General features: G+C 70.8%; 20 protein-coding genes. 1 reads left to right on the top strand and 19 read right to left on the bottom strand.

Features of this window, described 5'->3' with window-relative positions; translation table 11 throughout:
• Positions 1-21 precede the first annotated feature (21 nt).
• The 5 genes from carA to pyrR all read right to left on the bottom strand — a co-directional run bounded on the left by carA (position 22) and on the right by pyrR (position 5,331).
• Positions 22-1,113 (bottom strand): glutamine-hydrolyzing carbamoyl-phosphate synthase small subunit, encoded by a 1,092-nt coding sequence (carA, locus tag MJ785_RS09205; RefSeq protein WP_239309975.1) that lies wholly within the window; start codon positions 1,111-1,113, stop codon positions 22-24.
• A 179-nt stretch (positions 1,114-1,292) separates the two neighbouring features.
• Positions 1,293-2,321, bottom strand: coding sequence for a hypothetical protein (locus MJ785_RS09200; RefSeq protein WP_239309961.1), 1,029 nt, complete (start codon positions 2,319-2,321; stop codon positions 1,293-1,295).
• On the bottom strand, positions 2,318-3,661 hold the full coding sequence (locus MJ785_RS09195) for a dihydroorotase (protein ID WP_239309962.1): 1,344 nt from the start codon (positions 3,659-3,661) through the stop codon (positions 2,318-2,320). Before MJ785_RS09195 ends, MJ785_RS09200 begins: the two co-directional genes overlap by 4 nt.
• A 61-nt stretch (positions 3,662-3,722) precedes the next feature.
• On the bottom strand, positions 3,723-4,643 hold the full coding sequence (locus MJ785_RS09190) for an aspartate carbamoyltransferase catalytic subunit (RefSeq protein WP_239309976.1): 921 nt from the start codon (positions 4,641-4,643) through the stop codon (positions 3,723-3,725).
• A gap of 91 nt (positions 4,644-4,734) precedes the next feature.
• Positions 4,735-5,331 (bottom strand): bifunctional pyr operon transcriptional regulator/uracil phosphoribosyltransferase PyrR, encoded by a 597-nt coding sequence (gene pyrR / locus MJ785_RS09185; RefSeq protein WP_255727628.1) that lies wholly within the window; start codon positions 5,329-5,331, stop codon positions 4,735-4,737.
• A 374-nt stretch (positions 5,332-5,705) separates the two neighbouring features.
• Here pyrR and MJ785_RS09180 point away from each other — a divergent pair, with 374 nt between their 5' ends.
• Positions 5,706-6,206 carry a transcriptional regulator gene (locus tag MJ785_RS09180; protein WP_239309963.1) on the top strand — a complete coding sequence of 167 codons (501 nt, stop codon included), beginning with the start codon at positions 5,706-5,708 and terminating at the stop codon, positions 6,204-6,206.
• A 289-nt stretch (positions 6,207-6,495) separates the two neighbouring features.
• Here the strand turns inward: MJ785_RS09180 and nusB are convergent, their stop codons facing one another.
• The 14 genes from nusB to MJ785_RS09110 form a co-directional block, all read right to left on the bottom strand.
• Complete coding sequence (nusB, locus tag MJ785_RS09175; RefSeq protein WP_370651575.1) at positions 6,496-6,903, bottom strand: transcription antitermination factor NusB; 408 nt, start codon at positions 6,901-6,903, stop codon at positions 6,496-6,498.
• Positions 6,900-7,463, bottom strand: coding sequence for an elongation factor P (gene efp / locus MJ785_RS09170; protein WP_239309965.1), 564 nt, complete (start codon positions 7,461-7,463; stop codon positions 6,900-6,902). Before efp ends, nusB begins: the two co-directional genes overlap by 4 nt.
• Before the next feature lie 103 nt (positions 7,464-7,566).
• Positions 7,567-8,001: a type II 3-dehydroquinate dehydratase gene (locus MJ785_RS09165; protein ID WP_239309978.1), complete on the bottom strand. Its 435-nt coding sequence runs from the start codon at positions 7,999-8,001 to the stop codon at positions 7,567-7,569.
• Between the two features lie 20 nt (positions 8,002-8,021).
• A complete protein-coding gene (aroB, locus tag MJ785_RS09160) occupies positions 8,022-9,200 on the bottom strand; it encodes a 3-dehydroquinate synthase (protein ID WP_239309966.1) in 1,179 nt (392 codons plus the stop codon).
• On the bottom strand, positions 9,197-9,727 hold the full coding sequence (locus MJ785_RS09155) for a shikimate kinase (protein WP_239309967.1): 531 nt from the start codon (positions 9,725-9,727) through the stop codon (positions 9,197-9,199). The genes aroB and MJ785_RS09155 overlap by 4 nt, the downstream gene beginning before the upstream one ends.
• The gene (gene aroC / locus MJ785_RS09150) at positions 9,724-10,941 is read right to left on the bottom strand and encodes a chorismate synthase (protein ID WP_239380429.1); all 1,218 of its coding nucleotides are present in this window, start codon (positions 10,939-10,941) and stop codon (positions 9,724-9,726) included. The genes MJ785_RS09155 and aroC overlap by 4 nt, the downstream gene beginning before the upstream one ends.
• A 61-nt stretch (positions 10,942-11,002) precedes the next feature.
• Positions 11,003-11,668, bottom strand: a complete 666-nt coding sequence (locus MJ785_RS09145) for a prepilin peptidase (RefSeq protein ID WP_239347372.1) — start codon at positions 11,666-11,668, stop codon at positions 11,003-11,005.
• Positions 11,665-12,678, bottom strand: coding sequence for a shikimate dehydrogenase (locus tag MJ785_RS09140; RefSeq protein ID WP_370652905.1), 1,014 nt, complete (start codon positions 12,676-12,678; stop codon positions 11,665-11,667). Before MJ785_RS09140 ends, MJ785_RS09145 begins: the two co-directional genes overlap by 4 nt.
• A complete protein-coding gene (gene mltG, locus MJ785_RS09135; RefSeq protein WP_239380428.1) occupies positions 12,675-13,844 on the bottom strand; it encodes an endolytic transglycosylase MltG in 1,170 nt (389 codons plus the stop codon). Before mltG ends, MJ785_RS09140 begins: the two co-directional genes overlap by 4 nt.
• A complete protein-coding gene (gene ruvX, locus MJ785_RS09130; RefSeq protein ID WP_239309970.1) occupies positions 13,841-14,392 on the bottom strand; it encodes a Holliday junction resolvase RuvX in 552 nt (183 codons plus the stop codon). Before ruvX ends, mltG begins: the two co-directional genes overlap by 4 nt.
• A gap of 39 nt (positions 14,393-14,431) precedes the next feature.
• The gene (locus tag MJ785_RS09125) at positions 14,432-14,698 is read right to left on the bottom strand and encodes a DUF6167 family protein (RefSeq protein ID WP_239309971.1); all 267 of its coding nucleotides are present in this window, start codon (positions 14,696-14,698) and stop codon (positions 14,432-14,434) included.
• Positions 14,698-15,234 carry a DUF948 domain-containing protein gene (locus tag MJ785_RS09120; protein WP_239309972.1) on the bottom strand — a complete coding sequence of 179 codons (537 nt, stop codon included), beginning with the start codon at positions 15,232-15,234 and terminating at the stop codon, positions 14,698-14,700. Before MJ785_RS09120 ends, MJ785_RS09125 begins: the two co-directional genes overlap by 1 nt.
• A gap of 107 nt (positions 15,235-15,341) precedes the next feature.
• On the bottom strand, positions 15,342-16,748 hold the full coding sequence (locus tag MJ785_RS09115) for a replication-associated recombination protein A (RefSeq protein WP_239377127.1): 1,407 nt from the start codon (positions 16,746-16,748) through the stop codon (positions 15,342-15,344).
• Positions 16,749-16,810: 62 nt separating this feature from the next.
• Positions 16,811-17,782: an MHYT domain-containing protein gene (locus tag MJ785_RS09110; RefSeq protein WP_239347380.1), complete on the bottom strand. Its 972-nt coding sequence runs from the start codon at positions 17,780-17,782 to the stop codon at positions 16,811-16,813.
• Positions 17,783-18,156 lie beyond the last annotated feature (374 nt).

Here is an 18,156-nt window from a genome sequence, read left to right as displayed (position 1 = left end):
CGCTGTATCCTGCGCCGGCGCTCACCGGGAAGCCGCCATCAGATCGCGGAACCGCTCGAACAGATCGTGGGCGTCGTGGGGGCCGGGCGCCGCCTCCGGATGGAACTGCACGCTGAAGGCGGGCACGTCCAGGCAGGCGATGCCCTCCACCACACCGTCGTTGAGCGCCACATGGCTGACCTCGACCCGCCCGTAGGGCGTGTCGGTGACGCGGTCACGCGGCGCCCTGACGGCAAAGCCGTGGTTGTGGCTGGTCACCGAGATCCGTCCGGTCGCGGTGTCGGCAACCGGCTGGTTCACCCCGCGGTGGCCGTAGGCCAGCTTGTAGGTGTCGAAACCCAGCGCCCGAGCGAGCACCTGGTTGCCGAAGCAGATCCCGAAGACCGGGATCCCGGCGTCGAGCACCCGGCGCACGGCCTGGACCGCGTAGTCCGCGGTCGAGGGATCGCCTGGGCCGTTGGACAGGAACACCCCGTCCGGGGCGAGGTTGAGCAGGGCCTCGCCACCGGCGCGGGCCGGCAGGACGTGCGTCTGGCACCCGAGCGCGGACAGCGCCAACGGCGTCGACCGCTTCATGCCCAGATCGAGCGCGGCAACCCGGAACATCGGCGTACCGGTCGCGGCCTGCACCACGTATGGTTCCCGGGTGCTGACCTCCGGCGCCAGGTCCGCGCCGGCCATGCGTGGGCTCGCGCGCACCGACTCAAGCAGGGCGCCCGCGTCCTGCCCGGCATCGGCGATCCCGCACCGCATCACGCCGCGTTCCCGCAGATGGCGGGTGAGCGCCCGGGTGTCGACACCGCTGATGCCCACCACTGCGGCGGCCACCAGCGCGTCGTCCAGAGTGCGGCGTGACCGCCAGTTGGAGGCGATCCGGCTTGGGTCACGAACCACGAGCCCGGCAACATGGATCTTCGATGACTCGTCGTCATCGTCGTTCATGCCGGTGTTGCCGATGTGTGGCGCGGTCATGACCACGATCTGGCGGTGGTACGACGGGTCGGTCAGCGTTTCCTGGTAGCCGGTCATGCCGGTGGCGAAGACGATCTCGCCGAAGGCCTCCCCCACCGCGCCGAAGGCCTCACCGACGAAACCGCGCCCGTCCTCAAGCATCAGGCGTACCGCGTGGGTCCGGGGCCCGGCGCTCCCGTCCTCGAGCGCCGCCGGCCGCGCCGGATCGCCCACGCCGCCAGGAAGACCCGCCTCGTCCCAGTTCACCGCGCTGGCGGTCCGCCGCGACGGCCCGCTCTCCGCGTCATTCGACGCGCTCTCGCTCTCGCTCCCGCCCACGCTCACCAGATGTCCTTTTTCATCTTCCGGACGACGTCCCCCAGCGGGGACGTGAGGGGATCAACCTGGGCCGCGTTGGCGGAGTACCCCGAGCCGTCCTTACCGGTACCGGCCGGGCCGGGCCGGGAGCCCGGTGGGTAGGCGCCTCCCGGCCCACCGCGTGACCCGGGAGAGTCAGTGGAGCGGGGCGCGCGGGTCACGACGGGTATCGGGGAGGTGCCCGCCGGCCGGGACGCACCCGGCACGGTGGCGGGGCCGAGCACCGGTGGGCTGTTACCCAGCGCGCCGGGTGAGCGGGCCGGTGGCACGCCATCACCGGCCGCGGGCGGTACCGGCGGGACCGGGCGAGTGCTCTCCGGCCCCTGGCCGGCCGTTCGCGGACGCAGCCGTGACACCGCCCGGCCCACCGGCCGCGGCCTGGTGACCTCGCCGTCGGTGGGCCCTGGGGCCGGCCCGATCAGGCCGTGCACCGCGCGCACCACCTTGGGCTGGCGCGCCCGGTCGTCCCCGCGCAGGCCGGTCTCCAGCTCATGACCGCCGAACGACCAGGCCAAAACGATGATGCGCCCGGCACCGGCGACCTTGCCGGCGTGTGCCCGTTCCAGCCGAGCGCCGCGGACGGCATCCCGCGGGATCCAGAACGGCTCGCTGCCCGTGCGGTCCACCTGGATCCCGTGCTCGTAGACGGTCACGTACGCGTCCGCGCGCCCGCCGAGCCCCCGGGCGGTGATGCGGTCGAGCCAGTGCCCGGCATCGACCGTCCCCAGGTAGAGGCCCTTGAGCGGCGCGGTGAGAACGGTACCTGTCTGGCCGGGGACCACGGGCAGATCGGGGAGGTCCTCCTCCTGCCGCTCAGCGCGGTGACGCCAGGTCCGGCGCATCCCGCCGACCGCGGCCACGAACAGCAGCAGACAGCCCAGGGCGAACACCAGATGCAGGCCCAGGCGGTCGGGACCGCGTTGCGGCGCCGTACCGGCAAGACCGTCGGCGACGGTGACGAGCGAAGCGGCGAAGGTGAGATGGTCGGTCATACGATCTTCCCGTCAAGCACGGTGGGACGCCCCCGCAAGAATGTGGCCTGGACACGTCCAGGCAGGCTGCGGCCGGCGTAGGGGGTGTTGCGACTGCGGCTGGCGAACGCGTGCGGATCCACCGTCCAGCGGGCCGCCGGATCAAGCAGGACGACGTTCGCCACGGCGCCTGGGCGCAGCGCCGCGGCCACGTCCCGCGACGCCTGGGGCAGGCCGCCGATCCGGCTCGGGGCGCCCGCCATCCGGTCGGCGAGCCCGGCCCAGTCCAGCAGCCCTGGCTCCACCATGACCATGATCGCGATCGACAGCGCGGTCTCCAGGCCGACCATGCCGGGACGGGCGGCGGCCCACTCCGTTTCCTTGTCCTGCGGGGCGTGGGGAGCGTGATCGGTCGCGATGCAGTCAATGGTGCCGTCGGCCAGCCCGGCGCGCAGTGCCTCGACGTCGGCGGCGGTCCGCAGCGGTGGGTTGACCTTGTAGACCGGGTCGTAGGAGGCGGCCAGGTCGTCGGTGAGCAGCAGATGGTGCGGGGTGACCTCGGCCGTGACCCGCCAGCCCTTGGACTTCGCCCAGCGCAGGATCTCCACCGAGCCCGCGGTCGAGACGTGACAGACATGCAGCCGCGAGCCCACATGCCCGGCCAGCAGCGCGTCCCGGGCGATGATCGCCTCCTCGGCGGCGGCCGGCCACCCGGGCAGGCCGAGCCGTGCCGACACGACGCCCTCGTTCAGCTGCGCGTTCTCGGTCAGCCGGGGTTCTTGAGCGTGCTGGGCGATCACCCCGTCAAAGGCCTTGACGTACTCCAGCGCCCGGCGCATGAGCACCGCGTCGGACACACAGTTGCCGTCGTCGGAGAACACCCGGACGGCCGCCGCCGATGAGGCCATCGCGCCCAGCTCGGCGAGCCGGGCACCGTGCAGCCCCTCGGTGACCGCGCCGACCGGGCGCACATCACAGTGCCCGGCGGTCCGGCCGAGCCGCCACACCTGCTCCACCACCCCGGCGGTGTCCGCGACCGGCTCGGTGTTGGCCATCGCGAACACGGTGGTGAAACCACCCAGTGCCGCCGCCCGGGTGCCCGAGGCGACGGTCTCGGCATCCTCCCGGCCCGGTTCGCGCAGATGGGTGTGCAGGTCCACCAGCCCAGGCAACGCGATCAGACCGTCCGCGTCGAGGACGGTCGCGCCGGGCGCGGACAGGGCCGGCCCGATCTCGGCCAGCACCGGGCCATCCAGGAGCATGTCCACCGCGGCCCCACCGAGCGGCCGGACACCGCGCAGGAGCCAGCGTCCGCCGCTGTCCACCGGATCTCGCACGGCGGCGTCAACGCGTTGCGTCATGAAGCGGCCTCCAGAACGAACATCGTAGGGAGTGCGGCGGCACAGACCACCGAGAGCACAGTCATGCCACCTCCCTGGTACCGCCCAACAGCAGGTACAGAACAGCCATCCGCACGCTTACGCCGTTGGCGACCTGCTCGACCGCTGTCGAGCGGGTCGAGTCGGCCACATCCGAGGCGATCTCCATGCCACGCACCATCGGCCCCGGATGCATCACCAGCGCGGACGCCGGCATGGCCGCGAGCCGGTCGGCGTCCAGGCCGTACCGGCGGGTGTACTCCCGCTCCGTGGGGAAGAACGCCGCCGTCATCCGCTCCCGCTGGACCCGCAGCACGATGACGACATCGCTTTTGGGCAGCACCGCGTCCAGATCGTAGGAGACCGTGACCGGCCATCGCTCGATCCCGACGGGCACCAGCGTGGGCGGGGCGACCACCGTCACGGCCGCTCCCAGGGTCGACAGCAGCCACATGTTGGACCGGGCCACCCGGGAGTGCAGGATGTCGCCGACGATTGTGACGGACAGGCCGTCGAGACGACCGAGCCGGCGCCGGATGGTGAACGCGTCGAGCAACGCCTGGGTCGGATGCTCATGGGTGCCGTCCCCGGCGTTGACCACGCTGCCGCGCACCCACCCGGCAAGCCGGCGCGGAGCCCCGCTGGCCGGGTGCCGGCACACCACCACGTCCGCGCCCATCGCCTCGAGGGTGAGCGCCGTGTCCTTGAGGCTTTCTCCCTTGGAGACGCTCGAGCCGCGGGCGGAGAAATTGATTACATCAGCGGACAGCCGCTTGGCCGCGACCTCGAACGACGTCCGGGTCCGGGTCGAGTCCTCAAAGAACAGATTGACCACCGTACGACCGCGCAGGGTCGGCAGTTTCTTGACCGACCGGTCCGCGACGGTCGCCATGTACTCGGCCGTGTCGAGCACGAGCAGGGCGTCATCCCGACCAAGATCTTCCGCGGAAAGCAGATGACGCATCACACGACCCACCTGGCCGGCATCCGCCAGCGGGTGCGGGCGCCGCGGGCCGGCCGAGAATGCCGCCGCCACCCGCGGGCGAGGCCGTTCATCAACCCGCCCCTTCCGAAACAATCATCACCGCGTCACGGCCGTCGGTTTCGACGAGACGGACCGCTACCACCTCCTGGCGGGAGGTCGGCATGTTCTTGCCCACATAGTCGGCCCGGATCGGCAGTTCCCGGTGGCCGCGGTCCACCAGGACCGCAAGTTGCACCACCCGGGGCCGGCCGAACTCGGCCAGCGCGTCGAGAGCCGCTCGCACCGTGCGCCCGGAGTACAGGACGTCATCGACGAGAATCACCGTCGAGCCGTCGATCCCCCCGTCGGGAAGGTCGGTGACCTCGAGCGGGCGGACCGCCCGAAGCCGCAGATCGTCGCGGTGCATGGTCGGGTCGAGCGAACCCACCCCGAGCTCGATGCCTTCCACCGCGCGGACCCGGGCGGCAAGCCGGTGCGCCAGCGGCACCCCCCGGGTGGGGATACCGAGAAGCACGACGCCGGCACCGCCGGAGGTCTTCTCCAGGATCTGATGCGCCATCCGGGTGAGTACCCGACCGATGTCCGCGCCGGAGAGGACGGTACGAACGGTGCCCTGGCCGGATGCCTCCGGACCGGGCAAGGATCCACCCGTGGCGGTTGTGGCCATGACGGTGTCCCTCCTTCCCCGCCTCACTGGACGGCCCTTAAAGGAGCGGTTCGGATGACGGTATCAGGCACCCGCACAGGCCCTTCGACCTGCGGGTACGCGAAAGGAACCACGACCGCACGCTCTTTGACGCACTAGATTGTCACTGCACGTTACAACCTTAGAACCCGACGCGCATGAACAGTCCTTTGTGGGGAAGTTCCCATAGCCGTAGCGCCTAGCGCGATCGGAGTACTACAGAAAGTGGTACAAAGAAAGAGCCAACACGACCCCCCTGGTGTCGAGCCGCAACCGGCCCGGGACTACTATGGGTAACCACCGGCGGCAAGAGCCCCGGTTCCAACTGATCGACCACGACGGGAGTGGGCACTCCGATGTCCGACTATGCGAAGGCGCTCGGTACTCGGCTGCGCGCAATACGCACCCAGCAGGGGCTCTCGCTTCATGGCGTCGAGGAGAAGTCGCACGGGCGGTGGAAGGCTGTCGTCGTGGGCTCCTACGAACGCGGAGACCGCGCCGTTACGGTGCAACGCCTGTCCGAACTTGCCGAGTTCTACGGCGTCCCGGTGGGAGAGCTCCTCCCCGAAGGCTCGACCGTGGCTCCACTCGAGCAGTCGCCGCGCATCGTCCTCGACCTGGAGCGTCTTTCCCAGGTGCCCAAGGAGCAGGGCGGCCCGCTCGCCCGCTACGCGGCAACCATTCAGAGCCAACGCGGCGACTACAACGGCCGCGTGCTCTCGATCCGCTATGAGGACCTGCGTTCTCTCGCCGTCATCTACGACACCTCACCGAGCAAGCTCACCGAGCAGCTTGTCTCGTGGGGGGTGCTGAGCCCCGACCAGAATCAGGAAGTCAGCATCAGCGAGTCCGCCTAGGGTGTGCCTGAGGCCGCGCGAGCATGGTTCCTTTCGCGCGGCCGGAGGCTCTCAGCCGGAGGCGCTCAAGGAGCGCGATCCGGCTCCGAGGCGCCAGAACGCGAGGGTGGTCCGCCGGAGGCTCCCGGCATCCGGCGGACCAGGCCGGGACCAGGCCCGGATCAGCGCTGGGCCGAATCTCGCCGGTCACGACCGGGATTTTCACCCTGGCTGAGAGCGACCAGCACCAACGGGCGCGGCGTCACCGGGCTGGGGCACGCACCCCAGCCCCGCTCCTTGAGCCAATCCCCTACTGCCGGGCGCTCTTAAGATCAAGAAGCCGCGCCAGCAGGCCGTTGACGAACGCGGGCGAGTGTTCCGTCGAGATCGTTTTGGCGAGTTCGACCGCTTCGTCGATGGCCACCCCGTCGGGGATGTCCTCACGCCAGAGCAGTTCCAGAGCGCCGATCCGCAGGATGTTGCGATCGACCGGCGGCATCCGCTCAAGCGTCCACTCCTGCGCGTGGTCGGACAGCATCCCGTCGATGTCGGCGAGGCGCTCGACAACACCTTGGACCAGGCTGACGGTGTATTCCGGCACCGGCGGATCGGCCTGCGCGAGACGCTCGGCAAGCGTGTCGGTGAAGCTGTTCCCGCGCATGTCGGCCTCGTAGAGGATGTCGAGAGCACGCTTGCGAGCCTTCGACCGGGCGCTCAGCTCGTCACCCGGCCGAGATAACGGCCATCCCTGGTGTCGACCTTGACCTTCTCACCGGTGGTGATGAACAAGGGGACCTGGACGGTGGCACCGGTCTCCAGCGTCGCGGGCTTGTTGCCACCGGTGGAGCGGTCGCCCTGCACCCCCGGCTCGGTCTCCGAAATAATCAGCTCGACGCTCGCCGGGAGCTCCACGTACAGGGGCGCGCCGTCGTGCAGCGCCACCGTCGCGGTGGTGTTCTCCAGCATGTAGTTCGCGGCATCGCCGACGACGTCGGGCGGGATCGGCAGCTGGTCGAACGACTCGCTGTCCATGAAGACGAAGTCCGCGCCGTCGCGGTAGAGGAAGCTCATCTCCCGCCGGTCGACGGTCGCCAGTTCCACCTTCACACCGGCGTTGAACGTACGGTCGACAACCTTGCCCGTCAGGACGTTCTTCAGCGTCGTCCGGACAAACGCCCCGCCCTTCCCGGGCTTGACGTGCTGGAACCCGACGACGCTCCACAAGGTGCCGTCGAGGTCGAGTGTCATGCCGTTCTTCAGGTCATTCGTGGTCGCCACTGCGCGCAACTCTCCAGCCGGACCAGCAGGTTGGTCCGTTCGACTGACGGGGATCTCGGGAGAGTCTATAGCCATACCGAACAGCCGCCCGCCAGCCGAGGTGTCAGGCGCCGTCGCGCGGCCGGCGGGCGGCGATCGCCCGCAACGCGAGAAGGTACGAGTCGAAGCCCAGCCCGGTGATGGTCCCGGCCGCCACCGCGCTGATCACGCTGTGGTGCCGGAAGGCCTCCCGGGCATGGGTCTGGCTCAGGTGCACCTCTACCAGCGGTCCCCGGACCTCGGCGGCGGCGTCGCGCAGCGCGTAGGAGTAATGCGACCATGCCCCCGGGTTCAGTACCACCGCTGCCTCAGTGTCCGCGGCCTCGTGCAGCCAGGCGAGCATCGTGGCCTCGTCGTCGGTCTGCCGGCAGTCCACCACCAGGCCCAGCTCCGCGGCCTGCCGCTGACAGGCAGCGACAAGATCGTTATAGTCACGGCTGCCGTACACCGCCGGTTCCCGCCGGCCCAGCCGGCCGAGGTTCGCGCCGCTGAGCACCATCACCCGGCACGGCTGGGCCTTCACGACCGGACTCCCAGAGCCGGGCCGGCGATCACCGGAGCATCGACGGCCGGGCCGCCGGCCCCACCACCCGCGCCGGACGAGGCCGGCAGCTCCGACAGCTCCCGGGCGACCTCTGAGAAGGCGGCCACCACCAGCGCCGGGTCCGGATCGTCGAGCACCCGCGGGCAGGCCAGCGCGTCGAGGACGACAAAGCGCAGCCGGCGGCCGCGGCTCTTCTTGTCCACCCGCATCGCGTCCAGCAGATCCGCCCAGCGGTCCGCGCGGTAGGTCGTGGGCAGGCCGATACGTTCGAGCAGTTCGCGGTGCCGGTCAGCGGTGGCGTCGTCCAGGCCCGCCGCGAGCCGGCTCAGGGAAGCGGCGAAGACCATCCCGACGGACACCGCGGCACCGTGGCGCCAGCTGAAGCCCTCGACCTTCTCGATGGCATGCCCCAGGGTGTGCCCGTAATTGAGGATCTCCCGCCGGCCGGCCTCCTGCGGATCGGCCGACACGACGCCCGCCTTGACTCTGATCGACCGCTCCAGCAGCTCACGCTGATGGCGCCGGCCCGTGGGGTCGTCGTCAAGCAGATCGAGGATGGCCGGGTCCGCGATGAAGCCCGCCTTCACCACCTCCGCGAGCCCCGAGGCGTGCTCGCTCGCGGGCAGGGTCGCGAGGGTGGCGAGGTCACACAACACGGCTAGGGGGTGATGGAAGGCGCCGACGAGATTCTTGCCGGCATCGATGTCGATCCCGGTCTTGCCGCCGATCGCCGCGTCCACCATCGCCAGGACGGTGGTCGGCACCTGCACGACATCGACGCCACGCAGCCAGGACGCGGCCACGAAGCCGGCGAGGTCGGTCGCGGCTCCGCCGCCGAGGCCGATGACGACATCGTCACGGGTGAAACCGACCTGGCCGAGGACGTCCCAGCAGAAGCCGGCGATGCGCAGCTTCTTGGCCTCCTCGCCGTCCGGGACCTCGATCGCGTGGGCCTCGACCGTGGCCGTCGCCCGCAGGTCCGCGACCACGGCGTCCGCGGTCGCCCGCAGCGCCCGCGGATGGATCACCGCGGCCCGGGTCCGCCCGGCCACCAGATCGGCGAGGTCGCCGAGCAGACCCTCACCGACGACGACCTCGTACGGCCGCACGCCGTCCGGAGCGACCTCCAGCCGGGTTACCGGCGCCACCGTCACGGCCTGACCACCGCCTGTTCGACCAACTCGACTACCTCCTCGGGTGTGCGGCCCGCGGTGTCCACCACCACAGCCGCGACTTCGGCATACAACGGCGCGCGTGCCCGCAGCATCGCCGCGATCCTGGTACGCGGGGCCTCGACGAGCAGCGGGCGGTCCCGGGCGAGCCCCACCCGCGCCACCGCGTCGCTGACCCCGACGTCGAGGTGGACGACCCGCTGGCCGCGTAGCGACGCCCGCGTCGCCGCGTCCAGCACCGCGCCACCACCCAGTGCGAGGACACCGTCATGCCCGGTCAGAGCGCGCGCGACCGCATCCCGTTCCAGCGCACGGAACGCCTCCTCACCGCGCTCGACGAAGATGTCGGCAACCGGCATCCCGGCCCGCAGCTCCACATCCGTGTCCGTGTCACGGAAGCTCGTACCGAGCCGCCGCGCGAGCAGCTGCCCCACCGTGGTCTTCCCGGAGCCGGGCGGGCCCACCAGCACCACGAGCGGCCGCCGTCCGCCCTCGACAGCGACGATCATACCGGCTCCGACCTGATGACCAGCGACTGCACGTACATCTCACAGTTGCGCCGGGACTCCGCCACCGAGTCGCCACCGAACTTCTCCACCGCCGCGTCGGCGAGCACGAGCGCGACCATGGCCTCGGCGACAACCCCCGCCGCGGGTACCGCGCACACATCCGAACGCTGCGCGATCGCGACCGCCTGTTCCCCGGTGGCGACGTCGATCGTGGCCAGCGGCCGGGACAACGTCGAGATCGGCTTCATGGCCGCCCGGACCCGCAGCGGCTCGCCGGTGGTCATCCCGCCCTCGATGCCGCCGGCACGGTCGCTGGCCCGGCGCACCCGATACGGCCCGCCCGGCGTCCCGTCGGTGGGCAGCCGTTCGATCTCGTCGTGGGCCTGCGACCCCCGCCGCCGGGCTGTGGCGAAACCGTCACCGAACTCCACCCCCTTGATCGCCTGGATGCCCATGAGTTCACCGGCGATCCGGGCGTCAAGGCGACGATCACCATGGACGTAGCTGCCCAGCCCGGGTGGACAGCCGTAGGCCAGGACCTCGACGATCCCACCGAGGGTGTCGGCATCCCGGCGGGCGGCGTCGATCTCGGCGACCATCCGCAGGCTCGTCGCCGGGTCGGCGCAGCGGACCGGGTCGGCGTCCACCACGTCCATGGTCATCGGCTGCGGTGCTGGCGAGCCGGGCGGTACCGCCACCCCGCCGATCGCCACCACGTGGGAGACGACCTCAATGCCGTACGCCTGGCGGAGCAGGGCCTTCGCGACGGTCCCGAGGGCGACGCGCGCCGCGGTCTCCCGGGCGCTGGCCCGCTCGAGCACGGGCCGGGCGTCGGCGAACCCGTACTTCTGCATCCCGGCCAGATCCGCGTGACCAGGCCGCGGACGGGTCAGCGGAGCGTTTCGGGCCAGCCCCGCCAGCTCCGCGCTGTCGATCGGATCCGGCGCCATGACCTGACGCCACCTGGGCCACTCGGTGTTGCGGACGACGACGCTGACCGGGCCGCCCAGGGTGCGGCCGTGGCGCACTCCCCCCAGCAGCTCGACCTCGTCACGCTCAAAGCTCATCCGTGCGCCGCGGCCGTGACCGAGCCGGCGGCGGGCGAGCTCGTCGGCGATCTGAGTGCTGGATACCCCTATCCCGGCCGGCAGCCCCTCGATGGTTGCCACCAGGGCCGGGCCGTGCGACTCCCCAGCAGTCAACCAGCGCAGCATGCACCCAGTCTTCCATGCGGGCCGGCCATCGACGGCGGGCCGGTCATGGCGGGCGGGCCGGTCATGGCCGCGCGGGCCAACCGACGATCGCGACGAAGGCGCCCGCGAGCAGGAACGGCCCGTACGCGATGCGCGCGCTCAGGCTGGCGCGCCTGGTCACCAGCAGGAGCAGTGCCCACATCCCGGCCAGCGTCATCCCCACCACGAACCCGGTGAGGACGGCCGAGGCGCCAAGCCACCCGAGGGCGCCGCCGAGCAGGCCGGCCAGCTTCACGTCGCCGAACCCCAGGCCGGCGCCGGGCAACGCCCACAGCCCCGCGGACACCACGGACACGACCGCGGCGGCGAGGAGACCGCGCCACCATCGTCCCAGGTCCCCGTCCACGACGGCCGCGAGCCCGAACAGCGCGGCCAGGATCGGATAGGACGGCAGGGTGATCGCGTCAGGCAGCCGATGAACCCTGATGTCGATGACGGCAAGCAGCACTCCCGTCACCCCCAGATAGGCGTATGCCGGCAGCCAACTGACATGATCGTTTAATGCGGCCGCGAACGCGGCGACCACCACGCCGGTGAGCACGCCCAGCGACCAGCCGGTGGGCACCGGCGTCCGGATCCGCTCACCGTCGACCGGCTCGAAGGCGCCCACCAACGCGGGAAGCGCCGGGACGACACACAGCGCGGCAAGGACGATCACTATGCTGGACGCGGTTCCCAGCACGTTCACGGGGGTGGCCCGCCGCCGGGCGCGGCCGACACCGATGCCGACACCGACACCGATGCCGACACCGACACCGATGCCGATGCCGATGCCTGCATAGCGGGCGGCAGCGAAGATGGCGCCGACCGCGCCGCCAGCGCCCGCCGGCCCGCGTCGAGGAGCAGGCCCACCTCCACCTCGGCCCCGGTGAAGAGCCGGACCTGCCCCACCGCCTGGGCCGCGAGCACGACCAGGCCGCCGGCCAACGCCGCTCCGGCGGCCTGCGCACGGGCGGCCAGCCGGGTGGGCCACGGGTGGTACAGCAGCTCGACCAGCGCCGTCGAGGAGGGCCACGCCCGCTGGGCCAGGTCATCGGTCGCGCCGGCCGGAGTGGTCGCAAGGACGATGTCGGCGTCCGCGAGCGAACCCGGCCCGCCCGGACACGTGCGCACACCCGGACCCGACGCCCCCCACCGGTGGACTGTGACGCCGAGCCCGAGCGCGCCACCGAGGTCGACCAGGGGCGCCGCCGCCGCCGGCCGGCGGGCGACCAGGTCCACCCGGGTGGCACCGAGCTGGGCCAACGCGCCGAGGGCGGCCCGAGCGGTTCCCCCCGCACCGAGAATCAGGGGGCTGCTCGGCGCCACGCCGTCACCGAGAACCTGGGTGACGGCGTGGGCGATGCCCATGACATCGGTGTTGAACCCGTCCAGCCGCACCGGTGTGCCAGCGGCCGCGGTACCGGCTGGGTCCTGGCGGACGACGACCGTGTTGGCCGCGCCGAGAAGCGCCGCGGTGGCGTCGAGCGTGTCGAGCAGCCCCAGGACGGCCGTCTTCAGCGGCATGGTGAGCGACAGGCCCACCCAGCCCGGCTCCGTGCGCACCCGGTGGAGCGCCTGCGCCAGCGCGCCCTCGTCACACTCGACGGCCGGGTAGTCCCAGTCGAGCCCGAGCTCGGCATAAGCGGCCGCGTGCATAACCGGTGACAGCGAATGAGCGACCGGCATGCCAAGGACGGCGGCCCGCCGACGGGTCACGACCCGCCCTCGGAACGGTAGCGGGTAAGCGCCTCCTGCCACTCCTTGTCCGTGGTGGCGAAAATCGTCACATTCGACTTCGGCAGCGACACGAAGTACATCCACGGCCCCGCGGCCGGATGCAGCGCGGACTCCAGCGCCCACCTGCCGGGGTTGGCGATGGCACCGGGAGGCAGACCGGCCACCTTGCGGGTGTTGTAGGGGTTGCTGGCGTTCAGCTGCCCCTGCGTCAGCGGGCCCTCGTACTCGTCGAGCGCGTACCGGGTGGTCGAGTCGAGATCCAGGCGGCGGAAGGCACCGGAGGTGTCGGCGAGCCGGTTATAGATGACCCGCGCGACCTTCGGCCCCTCATCGGGGTTTTTCACCTCACGCTCGATGATGGACGCGACAGTGATGATGTCCTGCGGAGTACGGCCCAGCGCGGCCGCGCCGGCCGGGATGTCAAGCGACGCGGTCTCCGCCTTGAAACGGTCGACGAACATCTTGACGGTGACCGCCAGTGACGCGCCTGGCTGCAGGTCGTAGGTGAACGGGTACAGATAGCCCTCAACCCCGCTGGCATACGGCGGGAGCTGGAGCTCGCCCGGGTTCTTCACGACGGCCTCCAGGGCCGAAAGCGGCTGGCCGGTACGGTCCGCGAGTGCCGTGAGCACCTGCCGGGTGGTCATGCCCTCGGCGATGGTGAGCCGGAACAGCGCGTGTGACCTGGCATCGAGCAGCGCGGTGAGCGCGTCGACCGCGCGCAGCCGCTGCTTGACCTTGTAGAAACCGGGCTGGATCGACCGTGAGCGCTCATCGGCCGCGGCCGCGTTGACGAAGGCAGCCGGGGTCCGCACGACATCCGCCGACGCCAGCACCCGCGCGATATCACGGGCGGTCGACCCGGCCTGGATCTGGATGATGACCGAGCCGTCACCTGGTCCGGCGTAGTCAGCGGCCGACTCGCCCTTCGCGATGCGCCCGATCACCTTCCCCGCGCCGTAAATTCCGCCACCGAGCATTCCGGCTACAACGACCAGGATCGCGATAAGCTTCGGAACGGCGGCAGGTCGTCGCCGGCCGGCCCGGTTGCGCCTGCCGCGGTGACGGTTGTTCGACCCGACGCCGCTGGGCGCACCGCCGTTCGGCGCGTCGCCCAGCAACTCGTCGAGATCGTCGCTGATCACGTGCTGTCCGCGGAACGGTCCGACCTCGGTCTCGCAGGGCGTTGGGGTGCGCGCATAGCGCCATCGTCTACCAATGGGCCAGCGGATGGTGGGGATATGGCGTCCGCGGTACCTCCGTCCGGAGGGGCGTCCAGCACGGACTGCAGGATCTGCACCGCTGCCTCCTGATCAACAACTCCACGACGAGCTCGGGCACGCATGCCACGTTCAGCCATCCGGCGGTGGGCCACGACCGTGGTCATCCGCTCGTCGGCGAGCCGTACCGGGACAGGGGCCACCCGCGCCGCGAGAAGATCGGCATAGGCGCGCGCCTGGCGCGCCGCTGGCCCCTCAGCACCGGACAACCGCGCCGGCAGGCCCACGACGACCGCCACCGCCTGACGATCCCGAATAATAATTGCAAGCTCATCAAGATCGCGGTGTGTCCGGGGATCGCGCCGTAAGGTCGTCACCGGAAAGGCGAGCCTCGCGTCAGGATCGCTGGCGGCGATTCCCACCCGTACGGTGCCCACGTCCACGCCCACCCACACGCCCGTCCGGCGGGTCACCGGACGCCCCCGGACCTCCGGGGCTGGGGGCCGCTGAGGTCAGCGGAGGTGGGCATCCGGAGCGTCCGGAGAATCCGGGGCCTCCGGGGCGTCGAGGCCGTCGTCATCGCCGATCCCGAGGGCGTGGCGAAGCTCAACCTCCCGCTCCGCCATGCCCTCCTGGACGTCCGTCACGAACTCCCGCACCGACTGCGCGAAAGAACCGGCCAGGTGCTGTGGGGTGAGCGTGGACACCGCGCGGGCGGCCCGCCGGACGGTGACAACGCCGGCGGCCGCGCCAAGGGCGATGTAGAACATCCGGGGCATTACGCGCTCCTGCTCTCGGCGCCAGCCACCTGCGCACCAGCCACCCCGGTCACCTGCGCGCCGGGTATCTGGCCACCGGTCGCGTCAGCCCGCCGGGCGGTCCGCCGGGACGCGCGGTCAGCCCTGATCTCCGCGGTCACCCGCGACTCGATGTCGGCGCGGGTCCGCTTGGCCGCCGCCCGCCGGACCCCGTAGGTGAAGGCCGCGACCCGGACGATCGGACCACCGAGCGTCGCCGCGAACAACGACGTGAGCGAGGAGATGTTCGTCGAGATCGACTGCACATTCGCCGTGATCGCGTCGACCCGGTCAAGCTCCTTGTTCACGTGGCTGAGGGCAAGGTTCACCTCGTCCACGGTTGTGCCCGCCTGCCGAACGCGCGCGGTGCCCTCGTCGATGGCAAACCCGGTCTGGCGAACCCGCGCGGCCGCCTCGTCGAAGATCTTCCCAAGCTTGAACAACACGTAGCAGCCGAACAGGACGAGCACGGAGAACGCCCCCGCCGCGATCAGTCCCGCGATCGCACCACCGGACATGTGCGCTCCGCCTCCGCTGTCATGGGCCGCAACCCGGCCATAGTGTGCCTTCTGCCGTAACCCGGCCTATTTTTCGGTCGCTCCAAACCGGCGTTCCTGGAGCGACCCTACCGAGCGCGACCGGCTTCGTGGCCACTCGCCCCTGCCGGCTCGTCCACATCGCCGTGGGCGCCGGTCGGATGACCGGCACCCCGCAGAGTGGCGCGCAGGAACGCCAGCCGCTGCGAGGCACGCGACTCGAACCCGTTCGCGCCCGGCTGGTAGTAGTCGCGGCCCACCAGCGGGTCAGGCGCATACTGCTGGCCGACCACGCCGCCCGGGTGGTCGTGGGGGTACCGGTAGCCGCCACCATGGCCGAGCCGGCCCGCGCCCGGGTAGTGCGCGTCGCGGAGATGGGCCGGTACGGGACCGGCACGCCCCGCCCGGACATCGGCGATGGCCGCGTCGACGGCCCGGATCACCGCGTTGGACTTCGGCGCCAGCGCAAGATGGATCACCGCCTGAGCCAGCGCGAGCCGCGCCTCAGGCAGGCCCACCAGCTCCAGGGCCTGTGCCGCCGCCACCGTCACGCCCAGCGCGCCCGGCTCAGCGAGCCCGACGTCTTCACTGGCCAGTATGATCATTCTCCGGGCGATGAAGCGAGGGTCCTCCCCCGCTTCCAGCATCCGGGCCAGATAGTGCAGGGCGGCGTCGGCGTCCCCACCGCGGATGGACTTGATGAACGCGCTTGCCACGTCGTAGTGCTGGTCACCGGCCCGGTCATAGCGGACCGCGGCCCGATTCACGGCCTGTTCAACGGTCGCGAGATCAACGCGCGCCGGCGCATCCGCTCCGGCTGTCCCGACCACCGCGTCACCGGCGGCCTGTAACACGGTCAGGGCACGCCGGGCATCGCCGCCGGCCAAGCGCAGAACATGATCGACCGCGTCGTCGTCCAACGCCAGCCGGCCGCCGTAGCCGCGAGGGTCCGCGAGCGCCCGGCTGATCAGAGTGCGGATGTCGTCGTCGGTGAGCGGCTCCAGCGTGAGCAGCAGCGACCGGGACAGCAACGGTGCCACCACCGCGAAAAACGGATTCTCGGTGGTGGCCGCGACGAGCGTGACCAGGCCATTCTCCACCGCGGGCAGCAGCGCGTCCTGCTGGGTCCTGGTGAAACGGTGCACCTCGTCGATGAACAGCACCGTGCGCGCTCCGGAAACCGCGAGCGTGTCACGCGCCTCGTCGATCGCCGCCCGGACATCCTTCACACCGGCCGTGACGGCCGACAGCTCACGGAAACGACGTTGACCTGAACCCGCTATGACGTGGGCCAGGGTTGTCTTGCCGGTACCAGGCGGCCCCCACAGCAGGACCGAGGTGGTACCGCCGCCCTCCACCAGCCGCCGCAGCGGGCTGCCCGCCGCGAGCAGGTGCCGCTGCCCGACAACGTCGTCGAGCGTGCGGGGCCGCAGCCGGGCCGCGAGCGGGCCCGACGTCGCGAGGGCCCGCTCGAGCCCGGCATCGAACAGGTTCACCGACCTACCGTATGACCGCCCGTACGGACCTCCGGCCGCCGGTTGCTCCTGGGCCCGCGTTCCTACCGCCGCGTGGCATGACCGCGCCGGTGTCCCTGGCGCCCGGGGTCGCCAGCCTGGCCGAACACGTCCGCGGTCTGGGCCCCGATGGTCAGGACCGGTGCGGCCCGGCCGGCCGGTGCAGCCGGCCCGAACGCACCCGAGCCGGCTGCCGTGCCGGGCTTCCCGCTCATGTCGGGCTTCCCGCCGAGGCTGGCCGTCTGGTCGTGGGCGTGAGCCGCGCGGGTGAAGACGTCTGTCTCGCTGACCCCGCCCAGGGCCGCGAAGATGACCAGCGCCAGAATGGAGAAGGTCAGGACGCACACGACGAGGCTCAAGGTGATCGGATCAACGCCACCACTCGGCTCGGACGCCCCGGATATGCCTGTGACCTGGGTAGCGGCCATGCCCGTGTAGTGCATCCCGCAGACGGCTGTGGCCATCACCACCGACGCGACCAACACGTGGCTGCGGCTACGTACCCGAAAGGTGATCCACAGCGCGGCCAGTGCCGCGAGCACGGCTATGACGACCGAGATCGCGACAAGCTTCGTGTCATACGTGACGGTGCCGCCGGTCCGCATCGCGGCCATGCCTGTGTAGTGCATTGCCGCGACGCCGAGACCGGCAATGAGCCCGCCGGCCCCCAGCCGCGTCACGCTGTGGGGATTCGTTCCGACAAGCACCAGGCCGATGCCCGATACCGCCACCGCGATAACGAGCGACAGCGCGGTGAGGCCTATGTCGTAGGTGATGTCCATACCGTCGATGTGATATGCGACCATACCCATGAAATGCATCGCCCAGATCGCACCGCCACCAAGCGACAAAGCTGCCGACAGGACCCAGCGCAGCCGGGTGGCAGCCCCGCTCAGAGGAATACGTAACGCGCTGACCAGCGCGGCGAACGACCCCACCGTTGCCAGCGCGACGGACACACCGACGAAAAGCAGATCATAGTCGGCCGCGTGGCGTGTTGCCGTCGTAAGATCCATGACGTTCCCCTCGCCGAGGCTGACAAACAATTTATGTCTAGCACATCAAACTATGAACGTCATCACAGTCGGCCATGTCTCAGGCGGCTGTGTCACAGGCGGCAGGCAACCGCCAGCGCGGCGATGTCAGATGAACAATGGACACACGCGCGTCGTGCGTTGCCACGAAAAGACACCCGGAGTCGCATGGCCACATTTTATGGCTCCAGGTGACCGGGTAGTGACAGACAAGGCCAGCGAGCTCCGTGAAACCACGGTAGTACGTACCGCGACCGCGCGCGAGAAATCCAGCCAGACCGCGGCCGGCGAGCCGGCTCCGCTCAGCACTGCCCGCGCGCCGGTCGCGGGGCGGCGAAGCCCGCCCGGCTAAGTGG

Source organism: Protofrankia sp. CiT1, assembly GCF_917627335.1.
Lineage (GTDB): Bacteria > Actinomycetota > Actinomycetes > Frankiales > Frankiaceae > Protofrankia.
Note: the sequence above shows the minus strand (reverse complement) of the source record. Positions and strands in the feature narration are given on the sequence as shown.